Source organism: Streptomyces neyagawaensis (assembly GCF_023516595.1).
GTDB lineage: Bacteria > Actinomycetota > Actinomycetes > Streptomycetales > Streptomycetaceae > Streptomyces > Streptomyces neyagawaensis.
In genome coordinates, this window is the sequence record NZ_JAMGBG010000013.1 from 50,051 (window position 1) to 74,362 (window position 24,312).

Annotated in this window: 16 protein-coding genes and 2 pseudogenes; 9 read left to right on the forward strand and 9 right to left on the reverse strand. The window is 68.9% G+C overall.

Features of this window, described 5'->3' with window-relative positions; genetic code table 11:
• Positions 1 to 25 precede the first annotated feature (25 nt).
• Positions 26 to 1,408 carry an alpha-amylase gene (locus M8J73_RS08490; protein ID WP_055537584.1) on the reverse strand — a complete coding sequence of 461 codons (1,383 nt, stop codon included), beginning with the start codon at positions 1,406 to 1,408 and terminating at the stop codon, positions 26 to 28.
• Positions 1,409 to 1,707: 299 nt separating this feature from the next.
• Between M8J73_RS08490 and M8J73_RS08495 the strand changes: the two genes are divergently transcribed.
• Positions 1,708 to 2,112 carry a hypothetical protein gene (locus M8J73_RS08495; protein ID WP_055537583.1) on the forward strand — a complete coding sequence of 135 codons (405 nt, stop codon included), beginning with the start codon at positions 1,708 to 1,710 and terminating at the stop codon, positions 2,110 to 2,112.
• Between the two features lie 94 nt (positions 2,113 to 2,206).
• Here the strand turns inward: M8J73_RS08495 and M8J73_RS08500 are convergent, their stop codons facing one another.
• The 4 genes from M8J73_RS08500 to M8J73_RS08515 form a co-directional block, all read right to left on the reverse strand.
• The gene (locus tag M8J73_RS08500; RefSeq protein WP_055537582.1) at positions 2,207 to 3,889 is read right to left on the reverse strand and encodes a glycoside hydrolase family 13 protein; all 1,683 of its coding nucleotides are present in this window, start codon (positions 3,887 to 3,889) and stop codon (positions 2,207 to 2,209) included.
• A gap of 142 nt (positions 3,890 to 4,031) precedes the next feature.
• Entirely contained in the window at positions 4,032 to 4,943 is a 912-nt protein-coding gene (locus M8J73_RS08505; protein ID WP_055537581.1) for a sugar ABC transporter permease, read from the reverse strand.
• A gap of 13 nt (positions 4,944 to 4,956) precedes the next feature.
• Positions 4,957 to 5,961, reverse strand: coding sequence for a carbohydrate ABC transporter permease (locus tag M8J73_RS08510; RefSeq protein ID WP_055537580.1), 1,005 nt, complete (start codon positions 5,959 to 5,961; stop codon positions 4,957 to 4,959).
• A gap of 133 nt (positions 5,962 to 6,094) precedes the next feature.
• On the reverse strand, positions 6,095 to 7,366 hold the full coding sequence (locus M8J73_RS08515; RefSeq protein ID WP_055537579.1) for an extracellular solute-binding protein: 1,272 nt from the start codon (positions 7,364 to 7,366) through the stop codon (positions 6,095 to 6,097).
• A 461-nt stretch (positions 7,367 to 7,827) separates the two neighbouring features.
• Between M8J73_RS08515 and M8J73_RS08520 the strand changes: the two genes are divergently transcribed.
• Complete coding sequence (locus M8J73_RS08520) at positions 7,828 to 8,862, forward strand: LacI family DNA-binding transcriptional regulator (RefSeq protein WP_055537578.1); 1,035 nt, start codon at positions 7,828 to 7,830, stop codon at positions 8,860 to 8,862.
• A 132-nt stretch (positions 8,863 to 8,994) separates the two neighbouring features.
• Positions 8,995 to 9,858 (forward strand): phosphatase PAP2 family protein, encoded by an 864-nt coding sequence (locus M8J73_RS08525; protein WP_055537577.1) that lies wholly within the window; start codon positions 8,995 to 8,997, stop codon positions 9,856 to 9,858.
• 32 nt (positions 9,859 to 9,890) lie between these two features.
• On the opposite strand, the gene M8J73_RS08530 is transcribed toward M8J73_RS08525, so the two are convergent.
• A complete protein-coding gene (locus M8J73_RS08530) occupies positions 9,891 to 10,646 on the reverse strand; it encodes an MBL fold metallo-hydrolase (RefSeq protein ID WP_240501077.1) in 756 nt (251 codons plus the stop codon).
• A gap of 116 nt (positions 10,647 to 10,762) precedes the next feature.
• On the opposite strand from M8J73_RS08530, the gene M8J73_RS08535 reads away from it, so the two are divergent.
• On the forward strand, positions 10,763 to 11,353 hold the full coding sequence (locus tag M8J73_RS08535; protein WP_249828409.1) for a CGNR zinc finger domain-containing protein: 591 nt from the start codon (positions 10,763 to 10,765) through the stop codon (positions 11,351 to 11,353).
• Between the two features lie 285 nt (positions 11,354 to 11,638).
• On the opposite strand, the gene M8J73_RS08540 is transcribed toward M8J73_RS08535, so the two are convergent.
• Together M8J73_RS08540 and M8J73_RS08545 are read right to left on the reverse strand one after the other, a co-directional pair.
• A complete protein-coding gene (locus M8J73_RS08540; RefSeq protein WP_249828410.1) occupies positions 11,639 to 14,641 on the reverse strand; it encodes a bifunctional [glutamine synthetase] adenylyltransferase/[glutamine synthetase]-adenylyl-L-tyrosine phosphorylase in 3,003 nt (1,000 codons plus the stop codon).
• A gap of 672 nt (positions 14,642 to 15,313) precedes the next feature.
• Positions 15,314 to 15,529, reverse strand: coding sequence for a hypothetical protein (locus tag M8J73_RS08545; RefSeq protein WP_055537953.1), 216 nt, complete (start codon positions 15,527 to 15,529; stop codon positions 15,314 to 15,316).
• Between the two features lie 327 nt (positions 15,530 to 15,856).
• On the opposite strand from M8J73_RS08545, the gene M8J73_RS08550 reads away from it, so the two are divergent.
• The 4 genes and pseudogenes from M8J73_RS08550 to M8J73_RS08565 all read left to right on the forward strand — a co-directional run bounded on the left by M8J73_RS08550 (position 15,857) and on the right by M8J73_RS08565 (position 20,923).
• A complete protein-coding gene (locus M8J73_RS08550; protein ID WP_157873091.1) occupies positions 15,857 to 17,722 on the forward strand; it encodes a hypothetical protein in 1,866 nt (621 codons plus the stop codon).
• A gap of 455 nt (positions 17,723 to 18,177) precedes the next feature.
• Positions 18,178 to 18,894 (forward strand): annotated as a pseudogene (locus M8J73_RS08555) (AICE element replication initiation protein); the annotation flags it as partial.
• A gap of 457 nt (positions 18,895 to 19,351) precedes the next feature.
• Complete coding sequence (locus M8J73_RS08560; protein ID WP_055537951.1) at positions 19,352 to 19,594, forward strand: helix-turn-helix domain-containing protein; 243 nt, start codon at positions 19,352 to 19,354, stop codon at positions 19,592 to 19,594.
• Positions 19,595 to 19,673: 79 nt separating this feature from the next.
• A pseudogene (locus M8J73_RS08565) lies at positions 19,674 to 20,923 on the forward strand (tyrosine-type recombinase/integrase).
• A gap of 913 nt (positions 20,924 to 21,836) precedes the next feature.
• On the opposite strand, the gene glnA2 reads toward M8J73_RS08565, so the two are convergent.
• Positions 21,837 to 23,198: a gamma-glutamylpolyamine synthetase GlnA2 gene (glnA2, locus tag M8J73_RS08570; RefSeq protein WP_249828411.1), complete on the reverse strand. Its 1,362-nt coding sequence runs from the start codon at positions 23,196 to 23,198 to the stop codon at positions 21,837 to 21,839.
• 416 nt (positions 23,199 to 23,614) lie between these two features.
• Between glnA2 and M8J73_RS08575 the strand changes: the two genes are divergently transcribed.
• Positions 23,615 to 24,283 (forward strand): thioredoxin-like domain-containing protein, encoded by a 669-nt coding sequence (locus M8J73_RS08575; protein ID WP_055542420.1) that lies wholly within the window; start codon positions 23,615 to 23,617, stop codon positions 24,281 to 24,283.
• The last annotated feature ends 29 nt before the right edge of the window (positions 24,284 to 24,312 follow it).

A 24,312-nucleotide genomic window follows, 5' to 3' on the forward strand; every position in this document is an offset into this window, starting at 1 on the left:
GTGCTTTCAGTTCGACACGAGAGGGTCAACAACCGGACTTACCGGCATGGATCGCCAGTGCGGTGTTCGAGCCGAGGGTGGCGGTGAGCTGGCCGGAGCCGTTCACGGACACCGTCGTGTTGTTCTGGACGTTGCAGTACGTGCCGGCCGGGAGCGAGGTCTGGAACGTCCGGGTCAGGCTGCCCGACTCGTGGTTGATGGCCACGAAGCCCTTGCTGCCGCGTCCGAAGGCGATCGCGTCGCCGCCGTTGTCCCACCAGTTGGTGACGGGCTCGCCGCGCGTGGCGTTCCGGAAGGCCACCATGCGCAGGATCTCCGGCCAGGCGTGCTGGCACTTCCAGCCGTCCTGCCAGCAGGCGTTGACGGTGCCGCCGTTGGGCGGTCCGGCGTCCGTGGAGGAGAACTCGTAGCCGGAGTTGATGTCCGGGGCCCCGTACGGGTACGCCAGCATGAAGACGTTGGCGAGGGTGTAGGTCGCGTTGTCCTTGTAGCTGAGCGTGGAGCCGTTGCGCTCGGTGTCGTGGTTGTCGACGAACACACCGGCGACGGAGCTGTTCATATAGCCCCAGCCCTCGCCGTAGTTCTTGAGGTAGGCGAGGTTCTCGTTGTTGAAGACCCGCTTCAGGTCGAACGCGTAGCGGAACTCCTGGACGTCGCCGTTGCCGGTGTACTCGGTCGGCTGGACGGCCTCGCCCGCGCCGTAGATGGCCTCCTGCTTCCAGTAGACCGACGGGTTGGTCAGCCGTGACTTGATGGTGGCGAGGTCGGCGGCCGGGATGTGCTTGGCCGCGTCGATGCGGAAGCCGTCGACGCCGTAGCCGAGCAGGGTGTTCATGTACCCAGCGATGGCCGAGCGGACGTAGTCCTCGCCGGTGTCCAGGTCGGCGAGGCCCACCAGCTCGCAGTTCTGGACGTTGCCGCGGTCCTGGTAGTTGGTGATCTGCGCGGTGCAGTTGTCGAAGTCGAACGAGGAGTACAGACCGGGGTAGGCGTACTTCGTGTACGACGAGCCGCCGGTGCCGGTGCCGCTGCCCGCCGCCATGTGGTTGACGACCGTGTCGACGACGACCTTCACCCCGGCGGCATGACACGTGTCGACCATGTTCTTGAACGCGGTGGCGTCTCCGAGCCGGCCCGCGATCCGGTAGCTCACGGGCTGGTACGACGTCCACCACTGCGAGCCCTGTATGTGCTCGGCGGGCGGTGAGACCTGGACGTATCCGTAGCCGTTGGGGCCGAGGGTGGTGGTGCACTCCTTGGCCACCGAGGCGAACTTCCACTCGAAGAGGACGGCGGTGACGTCCTTCGTACCGGGCGGGGAGGCGTACGCGCCGCCCGCGGGGAGGGCGAGCGCGAGGGACGCGCCGGCCGCGAGGGCGAGCACGCCGGAGAGGGTTCTGCTGGCCATGTGGGGTCCTTCTCCGTTGAAGGGGTCCTGGGGAGCCCCGAAGGGGAGTTCGGAGGCGGGTGCACGCAAGATCCGTTGCCGATTCTTGCTGCAAGATGGCTGAAAACTTTCAACCGCCCAGAAGGTACGAGCCAGTTCATGGAACGGTCAACCCTCCCGACACGCGTTCTTCACGCCCCTGAAATGTCTTCACAGGTACGGGCGTTGGGGATGGTGGGAGCCGTCGGCGCGGATACTCGGGGAAGAACTGAGTATGTGCGCTCTGTCGGGTGGTGCGCCGCGGCCGGGACGCTGATGGCATGACTCGACGACAGAGCAACCCCGCCGCCCAGCTGTTGACAGTGCTCGTGCTGGCAGTGGCGTCATCGGCGATGTGGGCCGCCTGGCTGGGCTGGGACCAGCGGCGGGATGTGCACCCCGACGGTTCGACGACCGGACCGTACGAGGCGTGGCAGGTGATCGGGCTGGTGCTGACCCTGCTCGCGGCCGTGTACTGGGCGGCCTCGCACCGCTACTTCGTGGGCGCGGTGGCCGGGACGACGGCCGGCCTCACCGTCGCCTCGTTCTACGACTGGTCGGACGACGCGAGCGGCCTCTACGGCATCGGCGTGGGCCTGGTCATGCTGGGAAGCCTCGCCGCGACAGCCACCGTCTCCGCGGTGGTCGCCGCCGCGAAGGGGGACGGCGGCCGGGTCACGGCATGACGGCCGGACCCGCGGACGACCACTGAGGCCCGCCACCCCGGAAGGGGCGGCGGGCCTCAGTGGTCGCGCGTGCGGACCTCGGTGGTCGTGCCGGTCAGGCCGTCGTCCACCACACGGTGGTGTCCGCCGGCAGCTTCGCCTCGTCCCCGGCGACGGTCGGCTCACCGCTGGCGACGAGCACCCGGCCGTACGCGGGGATCGTGACCGACTCGCCCGTGGTGTTGGCGACGCACACGAAGTCGCCGCGGCGGAAGGCGAGGACGCCCTCGGGGGCCTTCAGCCACTCGACGGAGTCGCCCGCGCCGAGGGCGGGCTGCTCACGCCGGACGGCGAGCGCGGTGCGGTACAGCTCCAGGGTGGAGCCCGCGACGCCCGTCTGGGCCTCGACGCTCAGGTCGCCCCACTCGGCGGGCTGCGGCAGCCAGGAGCCGCCCGCGCCGAAGCCGTACGAGGACCCGGTGCGGGTCCACGGGATCGGCACCCGGCAGCCGTCGCGGAAGCCGTCCTGGCCGGCGCCCCGGAAGTAGGCGGGGTCCTGGCGCACCTCGTCGGGCAGGTCGACGACATCCGGGAGACCCAGCTCCTCGCCCTGGTAGACGTAGGCCGAGCCGGGCAGCGCCAGCATCAGCAGAGTCGCCGCCCGGGCGCGGCGCAGGCCCAGTTCGCGGTCGCCGGCGAGGCGGATCTGCGTGCCGAGGCCCGGCTCGTTGGCGAAGCGGGTGGCGTGGCGGGTCACGTCGTGGTTGGACAGCACCCAGGTGGCGGGGGCGCCCACCGGGCGCATCGCGTCGAGGGTGCGGTCGATGACGACCTTCAGCTCGGCCGCGTCCCAGTCGGTACCGAGGTACTGGAAGTTGAACGCCTGGTGGAGCTCGTCCGGGCGGACGTAGTTCGCGGTGCGCTCGACGGTCGGGGTCCACGCCTCGGCGACGAAGATACGCTCGCCCGCGTACTCGTCGAGCACGAGACGCCACTCGCGGTAGACGGCGTGCACTCCGTCCTGGTCGAAGAACGGCATGACATCGTTGCCCAGCAGCTTGAGCTGCTCGTGGGATCCAAGGTCCGGGAGGCCTTCGGCCTTCACCAGGCCGTGCGCCACGTCGATGCGGAAGCCGTCGACGCCCATGTCGAGCCAGAAGCGCAGGATGGAGCGGAACTCGTCGCCGACGGCCGGGTGCTCCCAGTTGAAGTCGGGCTGCTCGGGCGCGAAGAGGTGCAGGTACCACTCCCCCGGCGTGCCGTCGGGCTCCGTCACCCGCGTCCAGGCCGGACCGCCGAAGATCGACTCCCAGTCGTTCGGCGGGAGCTCGCCGTTCTCGCCCTTGCCGGGGCGGAAGTGGTAGCGGTCGCGCAGCGGCGAGCCGGGACCCTCCGCGACCGCACGCTTGAACCATTCGTGCTGGTCGGAGGAGTGGTTGGGGACGAGGTCGACGATGACCCGCAGGCCCAGGTCGTGGGCGTCGCGGATGAGGGCGTCGGCGTCCAGCAGATTGCCGAACATGGGGTCGACGGCGCGGTAGTCGGCGACGTCGTACCCGGCGTCGGCCTGCGGGGAGGCGTAGAAGGGGGACAGCCAGACGGCGTCCACACCGAGGTCACGCAGGTAGGGCAGGCGGGAGCGTACGCCCTCCAGGTCGCCCATGCCGTCGCCGTTGCTGTCGGCGAAGCTGCGCGGGTAGACCTGGTAGATCACCGCGTCCCGCCACCAGTCGCGGCGGGAGGCGACCGTGGCGAGCGCGGAGTTGTCGGCCGGGTCGATGGCGGAGTGCTGGCTCATGACGTCCTTGGTACGTAAGGGGGTGCGGGGCATCGGAGTCTCGGATCGGTCGACGAGGCGGCCGCGGTGACAGCGGGGTCGGATGGGCACCGCGGCCGCCACCCGTACGGCAAGGCGTACGGGAGTCATCAAGGTGGCGGGCTCAGCCCTTGGTGCCACCGGCGGTCAGACCCGTGACCAGGTTCTTCTGCACGAGGTAGAAGAACCCGGAGACGGGGATCGCGACGAGGACCGCCGTGGCGAACATGAGGTTCTGCTGGGCATCGTGCTCACTGACGAAGCTCTGCAGGCCGACCGCGAAGGTGTACTTCGTGTCCGACAGCATGAACGTCGAGGCAAAGGCGACCTCCCCGAACGCGGTGATGAAGCTGTAGAACGCGGCCACCGCCAGCCCGGGCTTGGCGAGCGGCAGGATGAGCCGCGCGAACGTGCCGAAGGGGGTCAGCCCGTCGACGCGTCCGGCCTCGTCGATCTCGAACGGGATCGTGTCGAAGTACCCCTTCAGCAGCCAGGCGCAGTACGGCACGGCCGTCGAGCAGTAGACGAGGATGAGACCAAGGTAGCTGTCGATGAGCTGGAGTTCCGACAGGATCTCGTACATCGGCACCATCAGTACGGCAACCGGGAACATCTGGGTCACCAGGAGCACCCACATGAACTTGCGGTAACCCGGGAACCGCATGCGGGAGACCGCGTAGCCGGTGGTCGCGGAGATCAGCACACCGATGATCGTCGTGCCGAGCGACACGACGAGGGTGCTGACCAGCCAGTCGAAGAACGCCGTCTTCTGCAGCACGAACGCGTAGTTGTCGAACGTCATCTTGCCCGGGATGCGCCCGGGGTGCAGATAGTCGTCCTTGTCCGGGCCGAGGGAGAGGAAGACCAGCCAGGCGATCGGGAAGAGCGCGACCAGGCTCGCCACGATGAGGACGGCGTGCGAGGTGAGGGAGCCGGCGAGGCCGCGCTCACCGCGCCCGCGCGGCGCGCGCGGGATGGCGGTCGGCGCGGGCGAGGGCTCCGCCGCGGCCGTGGTCTTGACGGTCGTGGTGCTCATGGGGGCTCCTGCCTCAGATCGCGAGCTGCTGCTCATCGCGGTTCAGCCAGCGGCGGTAGACGGAGGTGAAGACGATCAGGATGGCCAGCAGCAGGATGCCGTAGGCCGCCGACTGTGCGAAGTCACGCGGCTGCTGACCGAAGCCGAGGTAGTACGCCCAGGTCACGAGGATCTGCGCCTCGGGCGCGGTGTCGCCGAACAGCAGGAAGATGACGGCGAACTGGTTGAAGGTCCAGATCACACCGAGCAGGACGACGGTGGAGCTGACGCTTCTGAGACCCGGCAGGGTGACGTACCGGAAGCGCTGCCAGGCGCTCGCGCCGTCCATCTCGGCCGCCTCGTACAGGGAGGAGTCGATGGACTGGAGGCCGCCGAGCAGCGAGACCATCATGAACGGCACACCGCACCAGGTGTTCACCATGATCGCGGCGAACCGCTGCCAGAAGGTGTCCTCCAGCCACAGCGGGGCCGGCAGGTGCAGGGCTTCGAGGCCGGCGTTGATGATGCCGCCGTCGGCGAGCATGAACCGCCAGCCGAACACGGTGACGAAGGTGGGCACCGCCCACGGCAGGACCAGGATCAGCCGGTAGAAGGTGCGGCCGCGCAGCTTCTGGTTGAGCAGCAGCGCCAGACCGAGGCCGATGACGTAGTGCAGGGTGACGCAGAGCGCCGTCCAGACGATCGTCCAGATGAAGTGCGACCAGAAGCGGTCGTACGCGGTCGGGCCCCACAGGATGTCGGCGTAGTTGTCGAAGCCGATGAACTCGTAGGTCGCCTCGATGTGGTTGACGCCGATCGTGCGCGCCGAGTTGAGGCTGTTGGCGTTGGTGAGCGTGAGGTAGAAGCCGCGGACCAGCGGATACACCACGAGGACACCGAGCACGACGACCACCGGGGCGATCATCGCGTAGGCGTACCAGTGGCGCTGGTAGGAGTGCTTCAGACGCGACAGCGGACCCGGGCGCCCGCCCGGCTCACCGCGGCGCTTGCCGGTCGCTCGGTCGATGGCGACTGTCATCGTTCGACACCTTCTGGAAGATCACTGGACGATCGGGCCGGCTGGTACGCGGGCCGGTTCCGCTGGTACGCGGGCCGGGTGGCCGCCGCGTCCGTCCCTCGACAGGTCGGTCGGACGCGGCGGCCACACGGGGTCACTTGCTGTAGTCCGGGACCAGCTTGGCGATCGAGGTCTCCGCGCTGCTCAGACCCTTGTCCAGGGACTTCTTGCCACCGGCGATGGCGAGCAGCTCGGTCTCGAGCGGGCCCCACAGCGAGCTGTACTCGGGCAGCTCGGGACGCGGCTGGGCGGCGGCGAGCACCGTCTGGTAGCCGGCGATGCCCGGGTCGGCCTTGACCTCGGTGGTGTAGGCGTCGTCACGCGTGGGCAGCGTGGAGTTCTTCAGGGCGATGGTCTCCTGGGACTTCGCCGAGGTCATGAACTTCACGAACTTCAGCGAGGCCTCCTGGTGCGCCTTGTCGGAGCCGGCGTAGACCGAGAGGTTGTGGCCGCCGGTCGGGGCGCCCGCCTTGCCGGTGGAGCCGGCCGGGACGGTGGCGATGCCGAGGTTGCCCTTGTCCTTGAACGCGGCGCCCTTGTAGAAGTTCGTGATCTCCCACGGGCCCTGGACGATCGAGGCGACCTTGCCGTTGACGAAGGCGTCCTGGATGTGGGCGTAGGCGTCGGCGGTGGTGTCCGCCTTGTGCAGGCCCTTGCCGTCGAACAGGCTCAGCCAGGTCTCGTAGCCCTTCACGGCCGCCGGGGACTTGACCGTGATCTTCTTGGCGGCGACGTCGACGGTGTCGGCGCCCTCGCCGTAGAGGAAGGACTGGGCGTAGTACGCCTGGGTGGAGCCCCAGTAGCCGTCGACGCCGGTCTTGCTCTTGATGGTGGCGGCGGCCTTCTTCAGGTCGGCCCAGCTCTTGGGGGCCTCCTTGATGCCGGCCTTCTCGAAGAGCTCCTTGTTGTAGACCAGCGCGAGGGTGTCGGTGACGAACGGGACGCCGTAGGTCTTGCCGTCGTACTGGGCCTGCTTGATCAGGTTGGGCTGGAACTTGCCCTGGTCGGCGAGGGCCTCGGTGCCGTCCAGCGGCAGGAAGAAGCCCTTCTTGGCGAAGGCGGGCGTCCAGCCGACCTCGGAGCGCAGGATGTCCGGGGCGCCCTTGGAACCGGCGGCGGTGTCGAACTTGTTCTGCGCCTGGTCGAAGGGCACGTTGACGTACTTGACCTTGATGTCCTTGTTGGCGGCCTCGAACTCCTTGACCAAGGCCTTGTACGTCGGTGCCTCATTGGTGGCGTTGGACGTGTCCCACCAGGTGATGGTGACCGGACCGCCGGCCGAGTCGCCGCTGTCACTTCCGCCGCAGGCCGTCGCCGCGAGGGCGAGGGACGCCACCAGCGCGGTGGCCGCTATGCCACGCCGCATGAGATCTCCTTGAGGGTTAAGCCCGTGTGCTGGAGGAGGGCCCCGTCCGCCGCTTCCTCCGAGTGCCGGCGCGCCGTTGCCGCCGCCGGGCGTGGCCGAACGTAACAGCGATGTAAGCCGGACGAAAGTACTTGCTGCAAAAAAATGCAAGAAGCGGTGATGGTTACTCCGCCGTGACCTGCGCTCAATAGCCCCGCAACCCGGTATCGGGGCCGATCAAGGAGGGTGCGTGTGCGCGTGAAAGACTCTGCAAGCTCTTGCCACACCATGGCAGGGACGGGAATCATCAGCCCGTCAGCTCTTGCGAAATCCATCTCTTCGCGCAGGGGCGCCCCCACGGACACCGACCAGAATCACGAGGGACCGCGATGACGCAGCAGCCCGCAGTGGGCCGCACCCCCGCCCGCACCCGACGCCGGGCCGGTGGGCAAGCGGATGCCCGGCCGGTACAGTCCGGTCCTGTGACCACACGGCTTGCCGACATCGCAACCCAGGCGGGGGTCAGCGAGGCGACTGTCAGCCGCGTCCTGAACGGGAAGCCGGGCGTCGCCGCGACCACTCGCCAGTCCGTCCTGGCCGCCCTCGACGTACTGGGCTACGAGCGGCCGGTACGGCTGCGACAGCGCAGCGCGGGGCTGGTGGGCCTCATAACCCCGGAGCTGGAGAACCCGATATTCCCGGCGCTGGCCCAGGTCATCGGGCAGGCACTGACCCGGCAGGGGTACACCCCGGTCCTCGCCACCCAGACTCCCGGCGGATCCACCGAGGACGAGTTGACGGAGATGCTCGTCGACCGCGGTGTCGCCGGCATCATCTTCGTCTCCGGGCTCCACGCGGACACCTCCGCGGACATGCAGCGCTATGAGCAACTGCGCGCGCAGGGCGTGCCGTTCGTGCTCGTCGACGGGTTCTCCCCCAAGGTGCAGGCGCCTTTCATCTCGCCGGACGACCGTGCGGCGATGAGTCTCGCGGTGACGCATCTGGCGTCGCTGGGCCACACCCGCATCGGTCTGGCCCTGGGCCCCAAGCGGTTCGTGCCGGTGCAGCGCAAGATCGAGGGGTTCGTCCGCACGATGCAGGAGCAGTTGGGCCTGGACGCCGCGGTCATCGAGACCGAGCTGGTCCAGCACTCCCTCTACACCCTGGAGGGCGGTCAGGCGGCGGCGACGGCGCTGATCGACCGGGACTGCACGGCGGTGGTGTGCGCGAGCGACATGATGGCGCTGGGCGCGATCCGGGCGGCCCGGCAGCGGGGCCTGGAGGTCCCCCGGGACGTCTCGGTGGTCGGCTTCGACGACTCCCCGCTGATCGCCTTCACCGATCCGCCGCTGACGACGATCCGCAAGCCGGTCCCCGCCATGGGGCAGGCGGCGGTGCGCACGTTGCTGGAGGAGATCGGCGGGACTCCGGCGCCGCACAGTGAGTTCGTGTTCATGCCGGAGCTGGTGGTGCGGGGATCGACCGCTTCGGCGCCTGGGGATCGCAGTCGTACTTAAGGCGGAGAGAACGGGGGTGGGGACAATACGTGCGCATGAGACGACCCCTGGTGATACCCCGGAGAATGTGCGGAGAGAACCCGACCAGAGGATGATCGGTGGGGGATGGCTTATCTGGCAGACTCTGTGCCCATGGGTGAAACGACCGTGACGACACTGGAGGAAGGCCGGGAGCAGGCCGCTCCGCGGTCCGTCACGGACGCGCCGGAGCAGAGGCGTCTGCATCGGCTGAGGGCTCCGCGACGCCCGCGTGTCTGGTTCGAGATCCTGCTGATCGCGGTGAGCTACTGGACGTACTCGCTGATCCGCAACGCGGTCCCGGAGCAGAAGGCCGAGGCCCTCACCAACGCCGACTGGATCTGGAAGGTCGAGCACCACCTGGGGATCGCCGTCGAGCAGACGATCAACCATGCGGTGAACTCGGTCACATGGCTGATCGTCGGTATGAACTACTACTACGCGACGCTGCACTTCGTGGTCACGCTCGGTGTCCTGGTGTGGCTCTACCGTAGCCATCCCGGTCGTTACGCGGCGACGCGTCTGGTGCTGTTCGCGACGACGGCGGTGGCCCTGGTCGGCTACTACTTCTATCCGCTGGCCCCGCCGCGCCTGATGACCGGCGAGCACTTCATCGACACGGTCGTGGTGCACCAGACCTGGGGCTCCATGGCGTCCGGCGACCTGAAGAACATGTCCAACCAGTACGCGGCCATGCCCTCCATGCACATCGGCTGGTCCCTGTGGTGCGGCCTGACGATCTTCGCGCTGGCCTCGGTGCCATGGGTGCGGGTGCTGGGCGTGCTGTACCCCGCGCTGACGCTCGTGGTCATCGTCGCCACCGCCAACCACTTCTGGCTGGACGCGGTCGGCGGCATGCTCTGCCTGGCCTTCGGCTACGCGGTGGCACGGCTCTGGTACGGAGCGATGCCGTACGCGCTGCCGCGTCAGGTGATCGCGGGCGACGGGGGCCGCATGATGGCGCCGGTGAAGGCGTAGCGCACCGCGCCCGTCCCACGGCACCGCCGGGTTCAGCCCAGCTGAAGGCGGTCGGTGAGGCCCGCGTCGGTGAACGCGGCGATCAGTTCGTCGCGGCCCTCGGTGAAGTGGCCCCAGCTGTCGCAGTGGACCGGCACGACACGGCGGGCGCCGAGGATCCGTGCGGCTTCGGCGGCCTGGGCGCCGTCGTGGACGAGCAGGGCGTTGTCGAAGATGCCGATGCGGGGCGCGCCCGCGAACATCACCACGGTGTCCACCGGACCGAACCGCTCCGCTATCTCCTTGACCACGGCCAGTGAGGCGTTGTCCCCGGTGACATGGACGGTGGGCAGGTCGGGGGCGGTCAGCACGAACCCGATGACCTCGCCCGAGACGGCCTCGACCGCCTGCGTCCCGAGCGCTTCGGGCCCGTGCAGCGCGGGGGTGGCCGTGACGGTGACGGTGCCGCCGTCGGGGCGGCGCAGTTCCGCGGACTCCCAGGGCGCGAGGCCCCGCGCGGTCCCGCCGAGCCGTCCCGCGCCGCCCGCGGTGGTCAGGGTGACCGGTACGTCGGCGAGGAGGGCCCGCCCGGAGCGGTCGAGGTTGTCGGGGTGCTCGTCGTGGGAGAGCAGGACCGCGTCGACACGGCCGAGGTCGGCGGGCGTGACCGAGGAGGGGGCGGTCTTGGTCAGCAGGCCGCCGGGGATGGGGTAGTCGCCGGGGACGTCGAAGGTGGGGTCGGTGAGAAAGCGGAGGCCGCCGAACTCGATGAGGGCGGTGGGGCCGCCGAAGACGCGGATGTCGGTCATTGCAGAAATCCCCCTCATGGATGGCATACGGGATATCCGTGAGCTTCTCACGGATGAAGTTCGATGTATCCGTGAGAGACACTACCCGCGCCTCACGGATGAGGGCAACCCGTACCATGAGACTCATGAACGATGCCGTGATCGTGGAGCCCGCGCCGGGGGCCGAGCAGTACCCCGCGCTCGATTTCGCCAACAGCGCGCTCGCCCTGCCCGGCGGCCAGTTCCTGGACCTGCTCGGCACCCCCGTCACCGCGAACCACTGGCTCACCGAGCACGGCCTCGCGCCCGTCGACGCGGGGATGCGGGAGATGTGCGCGGCCCAGTTGCGGTCACTGCGGGAACAGATCCGGGTGTTGCTCGCGTCGCGGGTCGACGGGCAGCCGGCGCCGGCGAGCGCGCTCGCCGCGATCAACGACGCGTTGACGCGGGCGCCGGCGGCGGCGTTGCTGCGCTGGGAACCGGGGCGGGGCCTGTACCGGGCGGCCGCCCATCCGACGACCCAGCTCGTCGATCACGCGCTCGCGGTCCTCGCCGCGAACGCGGCGGACCTGCTGACGAGCCCGGACGCGGAACGCCTGACGGCGTGCGGGTCCCCTCCGTGCAACCGGTATCTGCTGCGGCATGGGCGTCGGCAGTGGTGCTCGACGCGGTGCGGGGACAGGGTGCGAGCGGCTCGCGCGTACGCGCGGCGGACGCAGGGCGCGTAGGGGTTCGCGGCCGGGCGCCTGATAGCTCGGGGGTGCGGGTGGTTCTGGCGGGTGCGGGTGGGTGGGGGTTGTTCGCGCAGTTCCCCGCGCCCCTGGAGGGACGGGCCTGCGGCCCGCCCTCCCCCGGGAGGCGTGGGCTTGCGGCCGGAGGGCGCCGTTGAAAAGCACGGGGCGCGGCCCCGGTCGCTCTTCAGGGGCGCGGGGAACTGCGCGAGAAACCACGACGCACCCGCACCCGCCAACAACAGGCGCACCCCCGAGCTACTAGGCGCCCGGCCTCCACCCTCACGTGCCGTAGAACAAGTCCTCCACCACCGCCCGAGCCCGCCGCGTAGTCCTCCGGTAGTCGTCGAGCATGTCCCCCACATGACCGGGCCCATACCCCAGATAACGCCCCACCGCCGCCACCTCACGGCTGTCGGAGGGGAACGTGTCACCGGCCCGCCCCCGCACGAGCATGACCGCGTTGCGGACACGCGTCGCGAGGACCCACGCCTCGTCGAGGGTCGCCGCCTCCTCGTCCGTGACGAGGCCCGCCTCCCGCGCCGCGCTCAGCGCGGCCCGCGTACGGGTCGTGCGCAGCCCCGGCTCGCGCCGCCCATGGCGGAGCTGGAGGAGTTGGACGGTCCACTCGACGTCGGAGAGACCGCCACGGCCGAGCTTGGTGTGCAGGGTCGGGTCGGCGCCGCGCGGCAGCCGCTCCGACTCCATGCGGGCCTTCAGCCGGCGGATCTCGCGGACCGCGTCCTCCGCGAGGCCGTCCGCCGGGTAGCGGAGCGGGTCGATGAGGTCGACGAAGCGGCGGCCGAGATCCTCGTCCCCGGCGACGGGCTCGGCCCGCAGCAGGGCGTGGGACTCCCAGACCAGGGACCACCGTCGGTAGTACGCCTCGTAGGAGTTCAGGGTCCGCACGAGGGGCCCCGACTTGCCCTCGGGGCGCAGGTCGGCGTCGATGAGGAGCGGCGGGTCGGCGCTGGGCAGCTGGAGCAGGCGGCGCATCTCGGCCACGACCGTGTTCGCTGCGCGGGCCGCCTCCTGCTCGTCGGCGCCCTCCCACGGCTCGTGGACGAACAGGACGTCGGCGTCGGAGCCGTAGTTCAGTTCGTGGCCGCCGAAGCGGCCCATGCCGATGACGGCGAACCGGGTGGGCAGGGTGTCGCCCCAGCCCTCGCGGACGACCGCGCGCAGGGTGCCCGCGAGGGTCGCCGCGGTGAGGTCGGAGATCGCGCCGCCGACCAGGTCGACCAGCGCGCCCTGGTCGGCGGTGGCCGGGGACGCCTCGGTGCCGTAGGAGCCGACGATGTCCGCGGCGGCCGTACGGAAGAGTTCGCGGCGCCGTACGCCGCGCGCGGCCGTGACGCCCTGGGCGGCGCCGTCGGCGCGGCCGACCGCGGCGAGGATCTCCTGTTCGAGGTGGGCGCGACCGCGGGGTTCGAGGCCGCCGACGCCGCCGTCCCCGTCGCCGAGGAGGGCGACGGCCTCGGGGGCACGCATGAGGAGGTCGGGGGCGAGGCGGCCGGCGGACAGGACCCGGGCGAGGTTCTCGGCGGCGGCACCCTCGTCGCGCAACAGCCGCAGATACCAGGGGGTCTTGCCGAGGGCGTCGGAGACCTTGCGGAAGTTGAGGAGTCCGGCGTCCGGGTCGGCGGAGTCGGCGAACCAGCCCAACAGGACGGGCAGGAGGGTGCGTTGGATGGCGGCCTTGCGGGTGACGCCGGAGGCCAGTGCCTCCAGGTGGCGCAGGGCGGAGGCCGGGTCGGCGTAGCCGAGGGCGACGAGCCGTTCGCGGGCCGCGTCGGCGCTCAACCTGGCCTCACCGGGCGCGAGTTGCGCGACGGCGTCGAGGAGCGGGCGGTAGAACAGCTTCTCGTGCAGGCGCCGTACGACGGCCGCGTGGCGCCGCCACTCGCGGTTCAGCTCGGTGACCGGCTCGGTGCGCAGGCCCAGCGAGCGGCCGATGCGCCGCAGATCGCCCTCGTCCTCGGGGACGAGATGGGTGCGGCGCAGCCGGTAGAGCTGGATGCGGTGCTCCATGGAGCGCAGGAAGCGGTAGGCGGCGTCGAGTTGGGCGGCGTCGACGCGGCCCACGTATCCGCCGGCGGCGAGGGCGCCCAGCGCGTCGAGGGTGGTGCCGCTGCGCAGCGAGGTGTCGGCACGCCCGTGGACCAGCTGGAGCAGCTGCACGGCGAACTCGACGTCCCGCAGGCCGCCCGGCCCCAGCTTCAGCTGGCGGTCGATCTCGGCGGCCGGGATGTTCTCGACGACCCGGCGGCGCATGCGCTGCACGTCGGCGACGAAGTTCTCCCGCTCGGCGGCCTTCCACACGAGGGGTTCGAGCGCGGCGACGTACTGCTCCCCCAGGTCGAGGTCCCCGGCCACCGGGCGGGCCTTCAGCAGGGCCTGGAACTCCCAGGTCTTCGCCCACCGCTGGTAGTACGCGAGGTGGCTGCTGAGCGTCCGTACGAGCGGGCCGTTGCGGCCCTCCGGGCGCAGATTGGCGTCGACGGGCCAGATGCTGCCCTCGACGGTCGTCTCGGAGCAGATCCGCATCATGTGCGAGGCGAGCCGGGTGGCCGCGCGGATGGCCGCCTGCTCGTCGGCGCCGTCCGCGGTCTCGCCGACGAAGATGACGTCGACGTCGGAGACGTAGTTCAGCTCGTGGCCGCCGCACTTGCCCATCGCGATCACCGCGAGCCGGCACAGCGCCGCGTCCGCCGCCGCGGCCGCGCTCGCTATGGCGAGGGCCGCGCGGAGGGTGGCGGTGGCGAGGTCGGCGAGTTCGGCGGCGGCCTGGGCGACGTCGGTGGTGCCGCACACGTCACGGGCGGCGATCGACAGCAGGCAGCGGCGGTAGGCGACCCGGAGGGAGACGGGGTCGGTGGCCTCGGCGAGGCCGCGTTCGAACTCCTCGACCCCCGGATGCAGGTCCTGCGGTTCGTACGTGACGAGCGCCTGCCAGTCGTGCGGGTGCCGTGCGAGGTGCTCGCCCAGCGCGGCGGACGCGCCGAGCACCCCCAGCAGCCGGTCCCGCAGCGGCTTCGCCGCGATCAGTGTGTCCAGCACCTTGCGCCGGTCCGTGTGGTCCGGCTGCCCCTCCAGCAGCCGGACGAGCCCCGCGAGCGCGAGGTCCGGATCAGCGGTCGCCCCCAGGGCGTCCAGCAGCACCGGATCACTGCGTACGGCCGCCAGCTCCGCACTCTCCAGCAGCCGCTCGGCCGCCGAGGGGTCCGTGAAACCGTGCCGCAGCAGTCGCGAGAACGTGCTGCTCCTGCGCCCCGGCGCCGTCATCCCCGGCCTCCCGCGTCGATCGAGCCCGATCAAGGATCAAGGTCGTACGGCCTGAGCCTAACCGGAGTACCTGGGGGAAGCGTCGGTCGGATGGGCAGGTGGTTGGGTGGGGAGGGGTGGAGTGGGGGGCGGGGGTGGCTGTGGTGGAACGGTCGGCCGATGAGGGGAACGGGCGGAGGGGCTGCGTCTGGCGCCGTCTGCGGGGGCTGGCGGGGATGAGGCGGTGGGAATCGGGCGGGGCGTGGTCGGAGCGGGTGGTGTGGGAGCCAGTGGCGACCACCGTGGTGCTGGAGTGCGTGGGGCTCGGCCTCTCCGCGATCCTCGCCCTGGTGGGGTGGCCGTTCGGGTGGCTGCCCGATCCCGGCCTCGTCGCCCTGATGACGACCCTGGTCGCGCTGGGGCCCGGGGCGGAGCTGTACCGGGCGGGGGCGCGGCCACGCGGGCCGGCTGTGATCACCGCGCTGCTCGCCCTGATGACGGTCACCGTGCTCGTGGCCGCGGCGGTGACCTGGGCCGTTCCGTCCCTGCCCGCGCCGCGAGGCACCGCCCTCGCCGTCGGCCACCTCGTGGCGCTGCCGACCGGGGTGGCGGTGCTGGCCGGTTCCTCGGCAGGGAGGCGAAGGGCTGAACGCCGGGCCGGACCTGACAGGACGGTCACGGCCCGCGCGCGCGTCAGACGACCCCCGTCGCGGCGTACCGGCAACCTTCGAGGCGGCGGTACCACCACACGTCGGGCCGCCACTCCCGACGTAAATCGGCTAAGGGATCGGGGAGGGTGCGGTCCAGGTAGACCGCGTCGAGGGCGGCGACCAGACGCCCCAGCTCGGTGCGGGGCCGCCGCGGCAGGCCGCGCAGAACGGCGCCGAGGACGTCACGCGCGTGCCGCACGTCCTGGAGCGAGCAGCGGCGGCTGTTGTTGGTCGCTGTGGGCCACCCTGCGACGGCCCACAGACGGCCCAACCGGGCGGGACTGGCAGATGCAGAGACCGACGCAATGCCCCCATGACGTGACCTTCCTTGCGGCCTGCCGCACACGGCAAGCAGATCTCCGGTCTGTCGCGGGCGTTCGTACATCACGGCACGTTGAACGAACCAGTGTGGCCCTACAACTACCGGTTCGGCCCCATTTACTCGGGGAAGGCTTCCCGGGGGAGTCCCTGGCCATCGGAGGTGGGGGGAACGGTGGGAATTACGGGGAGTCAGTACCGACCGTGGGTGCGGTTGGTCGCTGTGGTGGTCGTCAGCGCGGTGATTGGACTGCTCGCTGCTCTGTGGGGGTCGGAGGCATCAGCAGGAGTGCTGGGGGCTGCGGTCGCGGCCGTTGTGAGTGTTGTTGCACTAGGCGCTCAATCGGAGTGGCAGCGGCAGGCTGAGGCGGCTCGTCGCCGGCCGGAGGCCCTGCAGATCGCCTCACTTGGAGGGCGCTTTCCGCTGGTGCGGGATTTGCGTGACCCCATCGCGGTGGGAGTGCACCCGGCCGAGCCCACTGAGCGGGAAGGCAGGCTCGATAGGGTTCCGGCGTATGTCACTCGCGATATAGAGCCGCACCTGCACGCTGCCCTGCGCCGGGGGGGCTTCGTCCTCCTGGTCGGCGAGTCCACTTCGGGTAAGACGCGAGCTGCTTTCGAGGCGATTCGGCTGCTGCATCCTGATGAGCATTTTGTAGCTCCCTCAACGCGCGAGGCCATTGCAGTGCTGTTAGACGACTGGGATGCCAAAAACGGCTGTGTGGTGTGGCTGGATGACTTAGAACGCTTTCTGGGGCCAGGAGGCCTGACCATGTCCACGCTGCAGCGCCTGCTGATCTCGGACCGGCAGGTGCTGGTTCTGGCCACCATGCGCAGTCACGAGTACGACCGCTACCGTGATCGTGCGGAGATCGAGGCTTCCGGGCCTGCTCAAGAAATTTGGCGTCAAGGCCGGGCCGTATTGAGACAAGCTCAAGTGGTCCACGTCGAGAGGCGATGGACAGACACCGAGCGCGAACGCGCTCGTGCACTGACGACCGACCCCCGACTCGTCCGCGCATTGGCCGGCGATCAACGCTTCGGGGTGGCCGAACTGCTAGCGGCTGGCCCGGAACTGGTCGAAAGCTGGCAGCATGCGTGGGTCCCAGGACACCACCCTCGCGGAGCGGCACTGGTTGCAGCGGCTGTCGATGCCCGCCGCGCTGGCTACCACCGCCCTCTGCCCGCGGAAGTTCTCCAGCAGCTTCACGAGGGTTACCTTGTTCGTCGCGGTGGGACGGAATTGCGTCCCGAGTCGTTCCCAGAGGCGCTGACCTGGGCTCTGACCCCGACGGTCCCAGCGGGGGCGAACAGTCTGCTACTCGGCAATATCGAGCATGGACTCTTGGCTTTCGACTATTTGATCGACCTTCCTACGCATGACGCCATACCAGAACCGGTATGGGTTGCAGTAATGGACCTTGCATCACCCCATGAGGCCTACACCATTGCCTGCAACGTCTATCTGACGGGCAATTTCCCTCTCGCCCTCCCGGCACTGCGACGTGCGGCAGAAGCAGGTATCGGCCAAGCCGAGGCAATCTTATGGGAATCGGACGCGCCCATGCGGTCCGCAGAGGAAGGTTTGGTCGTCGCCAAGCAACGAACGCGGGCTCTTCGACAAGAGTTCGGCGCTGACCATGAGGAGACTCTGATGGCAGAAAGCATGGTCGCGTCCTTCACTTTGCACTGTGGCCGCCATTCCGAAGCCCGCATTCTTTACGAACGACTGACAGGCAGAGCAGTTTCAATACTGGGGGAGCATCATCGCGTCGTCCTGGGCCTGGAATTTGGGCTCGCAAGCAGCACATTTTTGTCTGGAGCCCATGACGAGGGCTTACGTCTTCTCGAAACTGCCGTACAAAAGAGCATCAGCACACTGGGGCCAGGGGACCTCGCCGTGTTGGACCGACGCAGGGGGGTGGTTCAGCTTTTGATGGAGGGCGGGCGAGACGGCGACGCACTAGAGCGCCTCACCGCGCTCGAAACCGATTGCACCCACCTGCCGGCCACGCATCCGATCACCGTCAGCGTCAGGCGCATGGCAAGTCAACTGCGTCACCATCAGCCGTAAAGAAACGACCACGAGGCGTTGAGGTGGACTGGAACTTTCCAGTCGTGCATCCCGACCGTGGTGACGCTGACTGCCACTGGTGCGGCAGTCCCCTCTGGGGCATGCTGGGCGGCCAGCCCGAAGGTGCGTCATCCCATCCTTGAACCTGAGTGCGAGATCCCACCTCTATCACTTCTCGCGCAGGAAGTGACGTCGGCCCGGACCGACCTCCCGCGATCGACGTCGGCGCAGCTCTGCCCTGTGATCGAGCGGTTGTCATTGGCTGTCGTTGGTCGCCGTGGGCCACCCTTCGACGGCCCACAGACGGCCCGACTCTGCGGGCACCGAGGCTGTGGCTTCAGGGTGCATCACCTACTGCGTCGGCCCAACGTGGGAAGGCCGCCCGACACTGTATGCAGGCTGACCGACGGCGCTCGATCATCGACGCGTCGCGGGTTCGACCGTTCTCTGGTTGCGACCTCATGTGCTGCGTCATCACCGGAGCCGAGAGCATCAAGCGCGCGCTGTTCACCGACGGCGACGTCGTCAGCTCCCGCTACCGCCGCCCGATGCTGCTGACCGGCATCGACGTCGGTGTCATCCGCCCCGATCTCGCCGAACGGCTCCTGACCCTGCGCCTGGAACGCCCGCGGGTGCGGCGCACCGAGGCGGAGCTGTGGGCGGAGTACGCCGAGATCCTGCCCGTCGTTCTCGGTTCCCTGCTCGACCTGACCGTCAAGGTCCGCGCGGTACAGGCCGAGACCCCGACCGATCTGCGGATGGCCGACTTCGCCCATCTGTGTGCCCAGCTCGACACCGCCACCGGCTTCGGGACGCTGGCCGCGTACCGGGCCGGCCTGGACGACCTCAACGACGACGTCATCGAGGGTGATCTCCTGGCGCAGACGGTCCTCAAGCACGCCGCCGAACTCACCCCTGGCGAAGAGGTGCGGATGACGTCGGCGGAGTGGCTGCACGCCCTGACCGCCCTCTACAGCGGTGAGGAATGCCGCCCCCTGCCCAAGGGGTGGCACACCACCGGCAAGGTGCTGTCCGACCGGCTGAGGCGCATCCAGCCCACCCTGGCCGCGCGGGGCGTCCTCGTCGACTGGGGGCGCACCAGCGCCGCCCGCTACATCGAAATCGGTCGCCAGGCCCCGCCCCCGCCGCCCGAGCAGCGGACCGCGTTCTGACCGCCCGCCCGGACAGGCAAGAGGAGCACGCCTCGCCGGGGGTGCTCCTCTTGCTGTTCGGCGGCGACAGCCGCCCTGCGCAGGTCGCGCCGCGAAGCGGCCCGTTCTTCAAGCCCTGAGCGGTGACGTAAGACCACAGACACCACCCTTTCTCTTTCCTAAGTAGGGAAGGTCTGCGTCACTGCGTCACCACGGGCCCGACGGACGGCCGCTGACCTGCGGCAACAGGGGGTGACGCAGACGGTGAATCCTGCGTCATCCCGCGTCATCAGCGTCACCCCGTGACGAGCGCCCGTGTCATCGGTGACGCAGGGCCCACCCTGCTGCGTCACCGGAACCAGCAGGTCAGAAGCCTGATTGACGCAGGTGACGCTATGACGCAGAAATCCCAGCTTCGGACAGCACAGACCACCGCGCCCCCGAAACAGGAACCCCACCCGCGCCCGGAGGACATGCCATGAGCACCGCACGTGAACAGCCCGACCCGCGCGCCACGCTCCGCGGCGGGTTGCCGGACCGCTACCTCACCGCCGACGACATCGCCGTGATCTTCAAGGTGCCCAAAGAGACCGTCTACCAGTGGCGAAAGAAGCGGATCGGCCCGCCCGGCTTCCGCATCGGCAAGTACATCCGATACGACCCCGCCGACGTGCTCGCCCACGTCGCAGAACGCAAGAGCACCGACCAGAACGCCGCCTAACCCAACACCCACCGCAGACAGCAGGGAGAGCCGCCGCCCAGCGGCTCTCCCTGCTGTGTGTTGAGAGGACCGCCGCCACATGGCAGGCCGCATCCAAGACCGCTGGTTCAAGACCGAGACGAACACCGGCGGCAAGACCGTCCGCGTCAAGACCGACCGCCACGGCAGCGGCATGCGCTACCGGGCCCGGTACATCGGCCCCGACGGCACCGAGAAATCCAAGAGCTCCCCCGACCGACAGAAGCGGCTCGCTGAACAGTGGCTCGCTCAGACTGAGGCGGACATGGCGCGCGGGGAGTACATCGACCCGCGCACGGCACGGACCACGTTCCGGCAGTACGCGGAAAAATGGCTGAGCACGCAGACCACCGCCATGACGACCCGGGAGTCCGTCCAATCGTCACTGAGGGGGCACGCCATTCCTTACCTCGGGCCGCGCCCACTCGGTTCCTTCAAGCCTGAACACATTCGTGACTGGCTGAGCAGCCTGGAGTCCGCCGTACCCGCGTCGTCGTACCGGCGCGTGATCTACAACAACGTATCGACGGTCCTTAACGCCGCCGTCGACGACGGTCACCTGTCGAAGAACCCGTGCCACGCGCAATCTGTTCGTCCCCCGGCACCCGGGACGGGCCGCATTGTGCCGTGGGACGCCGAGCGCGTCTTCGCCATACGTGCGGCCCTCCCCGAGCGCTTTCGCGCGACAGTCGACGTCGGCGGCGGATGTGGCCTGCGGCAAGGCGAGATCTTCGGCCTGTCTGTCGAAGCGATCGGGTTCGACACTGGATGGCTGCACATCGCAAATCAGGTGAAGGTGGCCGGGGGCATCTGGTGTTTGCGCCGCCCAAGCGGGAAAAAGAGCGTGATGTCCCCCTGCCGGATCGCGTAGCGCAGATCCTCAAGCAGCACATGGCGGACTTCCCGCCGGTCGACGTCACCTTGCCCTGGCTGCGGCCGGACGGTCCGCCTGTCACGAAGCGGCTCGTGTTCACCCGCCTCGACGATGCCGGCGCAGTTCGACGGACCGACTTCAACCTTCGGGCATGGAAGGCCGCGCTCGTCGCCGCTGGCGTCATCCCCGAGCCCAAGCCTGGCGAGCGTCACCAGGCCGCCCGCGAGCACGGCATGCACGCCCTCAGGTACTTCTACGCGTCCGTTCTGCTGGACGCCGGCGAGAACGTCAAAGCACTCAGTGCCTACGTCGGGCACAACGATCCGGGGTTCACGCTCCGGGTCTACACGCACCTAATGCCGAGCAGCGACGCACGAGCCCGGAAGGCTGTGGACAGCCTGTACGAAGGTGGCGTTTCGACGCCAAACGAATCCTGACGACGGGACCCCTACCTACGTCGCTTGAGACTCAGAAGCTGCAGGGTCACCTGCGGTTCACGCGTACATCAGTGTTGACTGCGGCCTTACGATCTAATCGCCTTGCCCCCGGGAGATGGTATCTCGCATGGCATTCCGCAAGACGCGGCGGGTCTCGTGGATTTTGTCCCAAGCTTTCTCGTAGGGCTGGGACCCTGGAAGTGATCCCTCCGCTACGGCATTGCGGAGGGTAAGGACTGCCCCTACAACCTTGTCCGCCAACGGCAAGATGGGGTGGGGGGCAGTCAGTTCGACGTGAAACTGGTTCGCATACAGTCCAAGTTGATTGACTGCTTGCCTAGCGGTCTTCGCGCGCTCATCGAGTGGATTTGCCAGATCGTGAGCTGCGTCGCTGATGGCAGACGCGGTTTGAGCAGCGGCGTCGAGAAACTCCACGTAGGCCGTGCGGAGGTTCTCCCGGTCTCGTTCAATCACGCCTCTGCGCCAGTGAAGGTGATCGGCCAGGGCGGTACTTAACCCGCCAACTATGGCACCAATGACTACGGCTAGAAGAGTGCTCCACTGCACCCATCGAAGGTACGAGCATTGCCCTCTGTAACGCGATAGTCACATAGGAGGGGCGACAATTAGCCCGCGTGGGTGGTTTACGGCCGCAGGACATAAAACGATACATGCAGCGTCTCGCTGTGCCACTGCTTCATCCAAGTTCCATGACCCCTCCCGCACGCGCCCCGCAGGGTTCGGCCCAGCTTCAAAGCTGTCTCGCCTCCATCGATCGCCCTGGATGCTGGGACGCGAGATCTCGTCTGACGGCCCACAGACGGCCCAGGGCCACTGAGACACCGTGGGGCCGACGGCCCACGACCGTCGGCCCCACGTGCCGTCACAGCGGGAAACCCGCCCTGGCCTGCGCTTACAGCACCGGCAGGTTCTTGCGCAGCTCGAACGCGGTCACCTCGGAGCGGTACTCCTCCCACTCCTGCTTCTTGTTGCGCAGGAAGAAGTCGAAGACGTGCTCGCCGAGGGTTTCCGCGGCGAGGTCGCTGCGTTCCATGAGGGCCAGGGCCTCGCCGAGGTTCTGGGGGAGCGGCTCGATGCCCATCGCGCGGCGCTCCGCGTCGGAGAGGGCCCAGACGTCGTCCTCGGCGCCCGGCGGGAGCTCGTAGCCCTCCTCGATGCCCTTGAGGCCGGCGGCCAGCAGGAGCGCGTACGCCAGGTACGGGTTCGCGCCCGAGTCCAGGGAACGGACCTCGACGCGTGCCGAGCCCGTCTTGCCGGGCTTGTACATGGGCACGCGGACCAGGGCCGAGCGGTTGTTGTGGCCCCAGCAGATGTACGAGGGCGCCTCGCCGCCGGCGCCGGCGGTGCGCTCGGTGCCGCCCCAGATCCGCTTGTAGGAGTTCACCCACTGGTTCGTCACCGCGGAGATCTCCGCCGCGTGCTTCAGCAGGCCCGCGATGAAGGAGCGGCCCACCTTCGACAGCTGGTACTCCGCTCCCGACTCGTAGAACGCGTTCCGGTCGCCCTCGAAGAGGGAGAGGTGCGTGTGCATGCCCGAGCCGGGGTGCTCCGAGAACGGCTTCGGCATGAAGGTCGCCTGGACGCCCTGCTCCAGCGCCACCTGCTTCATGACCAGGCGGAACGTCATGATGTTGTCGGCCGTCGACAGCGCGTCGGCGTAGCGCAGGTCGATCTCCTGCTGGCCGGGCGCGCCCTCGTGGTGGGAGAACTCGACCGAGATGCCCATCGACTCCAGCATGGTGATCGCCTGGCGGCGGAAGTCCATGCCGACGTTCTGGGGGGTGTGGTCGAAGTAGCCCGAGTTGTCGGCCGGGGTGGGGCGGGACCCGTCGAGCGGCTTGTCCTTCAGCAGGAAGAACTCGATCTCGGGGTGCGTGTAGAAGGTGAACCCCAGGTCGGACGCCTTGGCCAGGGCGCGCTTGAGGACGTAGCGCGGGTCGGCGAAGGACGGGGAGCCGTCCGGCATGAGGATGTCGCAGAACATCCGGGCCGTGCCCGGGGCCTCCGCGCGCCACGGCAGGACCTGGAACGTCGACGGATCCGGCTTGGCGATCATGTCGGACTCGTATACCCGGGCGAAGCCCTCGATGGCGGAGCCGTCGAAGCCGATGCCCTCGTCAAACGCCTGTTCCAGTTCGGCAGGGGCCACGGCCACGGACTTCAGGAAGCCCAGCACGTCCGTGAACCACAGGCGTACGAAACGGATGTCGCGCTCCTCCAAGGTACGGAGCACGAACTCCTGCTGCTTGTCCATCTTCCGCTTCCACCCATTCCTTGCTGGTCAGGCCGTCCTGCTCCCGAGCGTCGGGATGCGGTCGGGCGTCTGAGCATCCCACCACAACACCATTTCACGCGTGTTGCGCACCTTGATCGGCGGACCGACCACGGGCTGAACGGCAGGCGTACGGCAGAAGTACCGCGCGCTGCGCCGCTCAACCTCTCTGCCGCCCATCTTGCCTGCTCGCGGGCGCCCGCGTAACGCCCGCGGCGTCCGGCATACGGCCACGGCCGTACCCGTCCGTAACGCCCTGGTCATAACCGCGCGCCCCTCCCGCCCCGCGCGCGACCATGGGAGGGCGGGATCCCTCGTTTACGAGAGGGAGCCCATCAAATTACGATCAGCTGGTCCTACTGTCCCATCCGCCTCATCCCCCACTAAGGACTCAACCCATGGCCGCCAAGAACACCAGCAGCGCGGCGCGCAAGGCGCGCATCGAGGAGATGCGCCGTGCCGAGCGCTCCCGTGAGCGCCGGAACCGGATCCTCGTGATCGGCGCCAGCGTGGTGATAGTCGCCGGCCTCGTCGTCGGCGGCACGGTCCTGATCCGCTCGCAGGCGGACAACGACGGTGCCGACAGCGCCACGGCGAGCGACGCCAAGGGCAAGGGCAAGTTCACCACGGACGCGGACGGCGTCAAGACCTGGAGCACCAAGCTCACCCAGAACCACGTCACCAAGTCGGTGACCTACCCGATGACGCCCCCGGTCGGCGGCGACCACAACCCGGTCTGGCAGAACTGCAACGGCGACGTCTACGACAAGGCGATCAAGAACGAGAACGCCGTGCACTCCCTGGAGCACGGCGCGGTCTGGGTGACGTACAACAGCAAGGCCTCCGAGGCGGACGTCAAGGCGCTCGCGGCCAAGGTCAAGAAGACCCCGTACACCCTGATGAGCCCGGTCGAGGGCCAGAAGGACCCGATCATGCTCAACGCCTGGGGCCACCAGCGCACGGTGACCAGCGCCACCGACCCGAACGTGGACAAGTTCTTCCAGAAGTTCGTCCAGGGCCAGCAGACGCCCGAGCCGGGTGCCGCCTGCACCAACGGCATTTCCTGACGACGGCCGAACGCGATCTGGAACAGTGG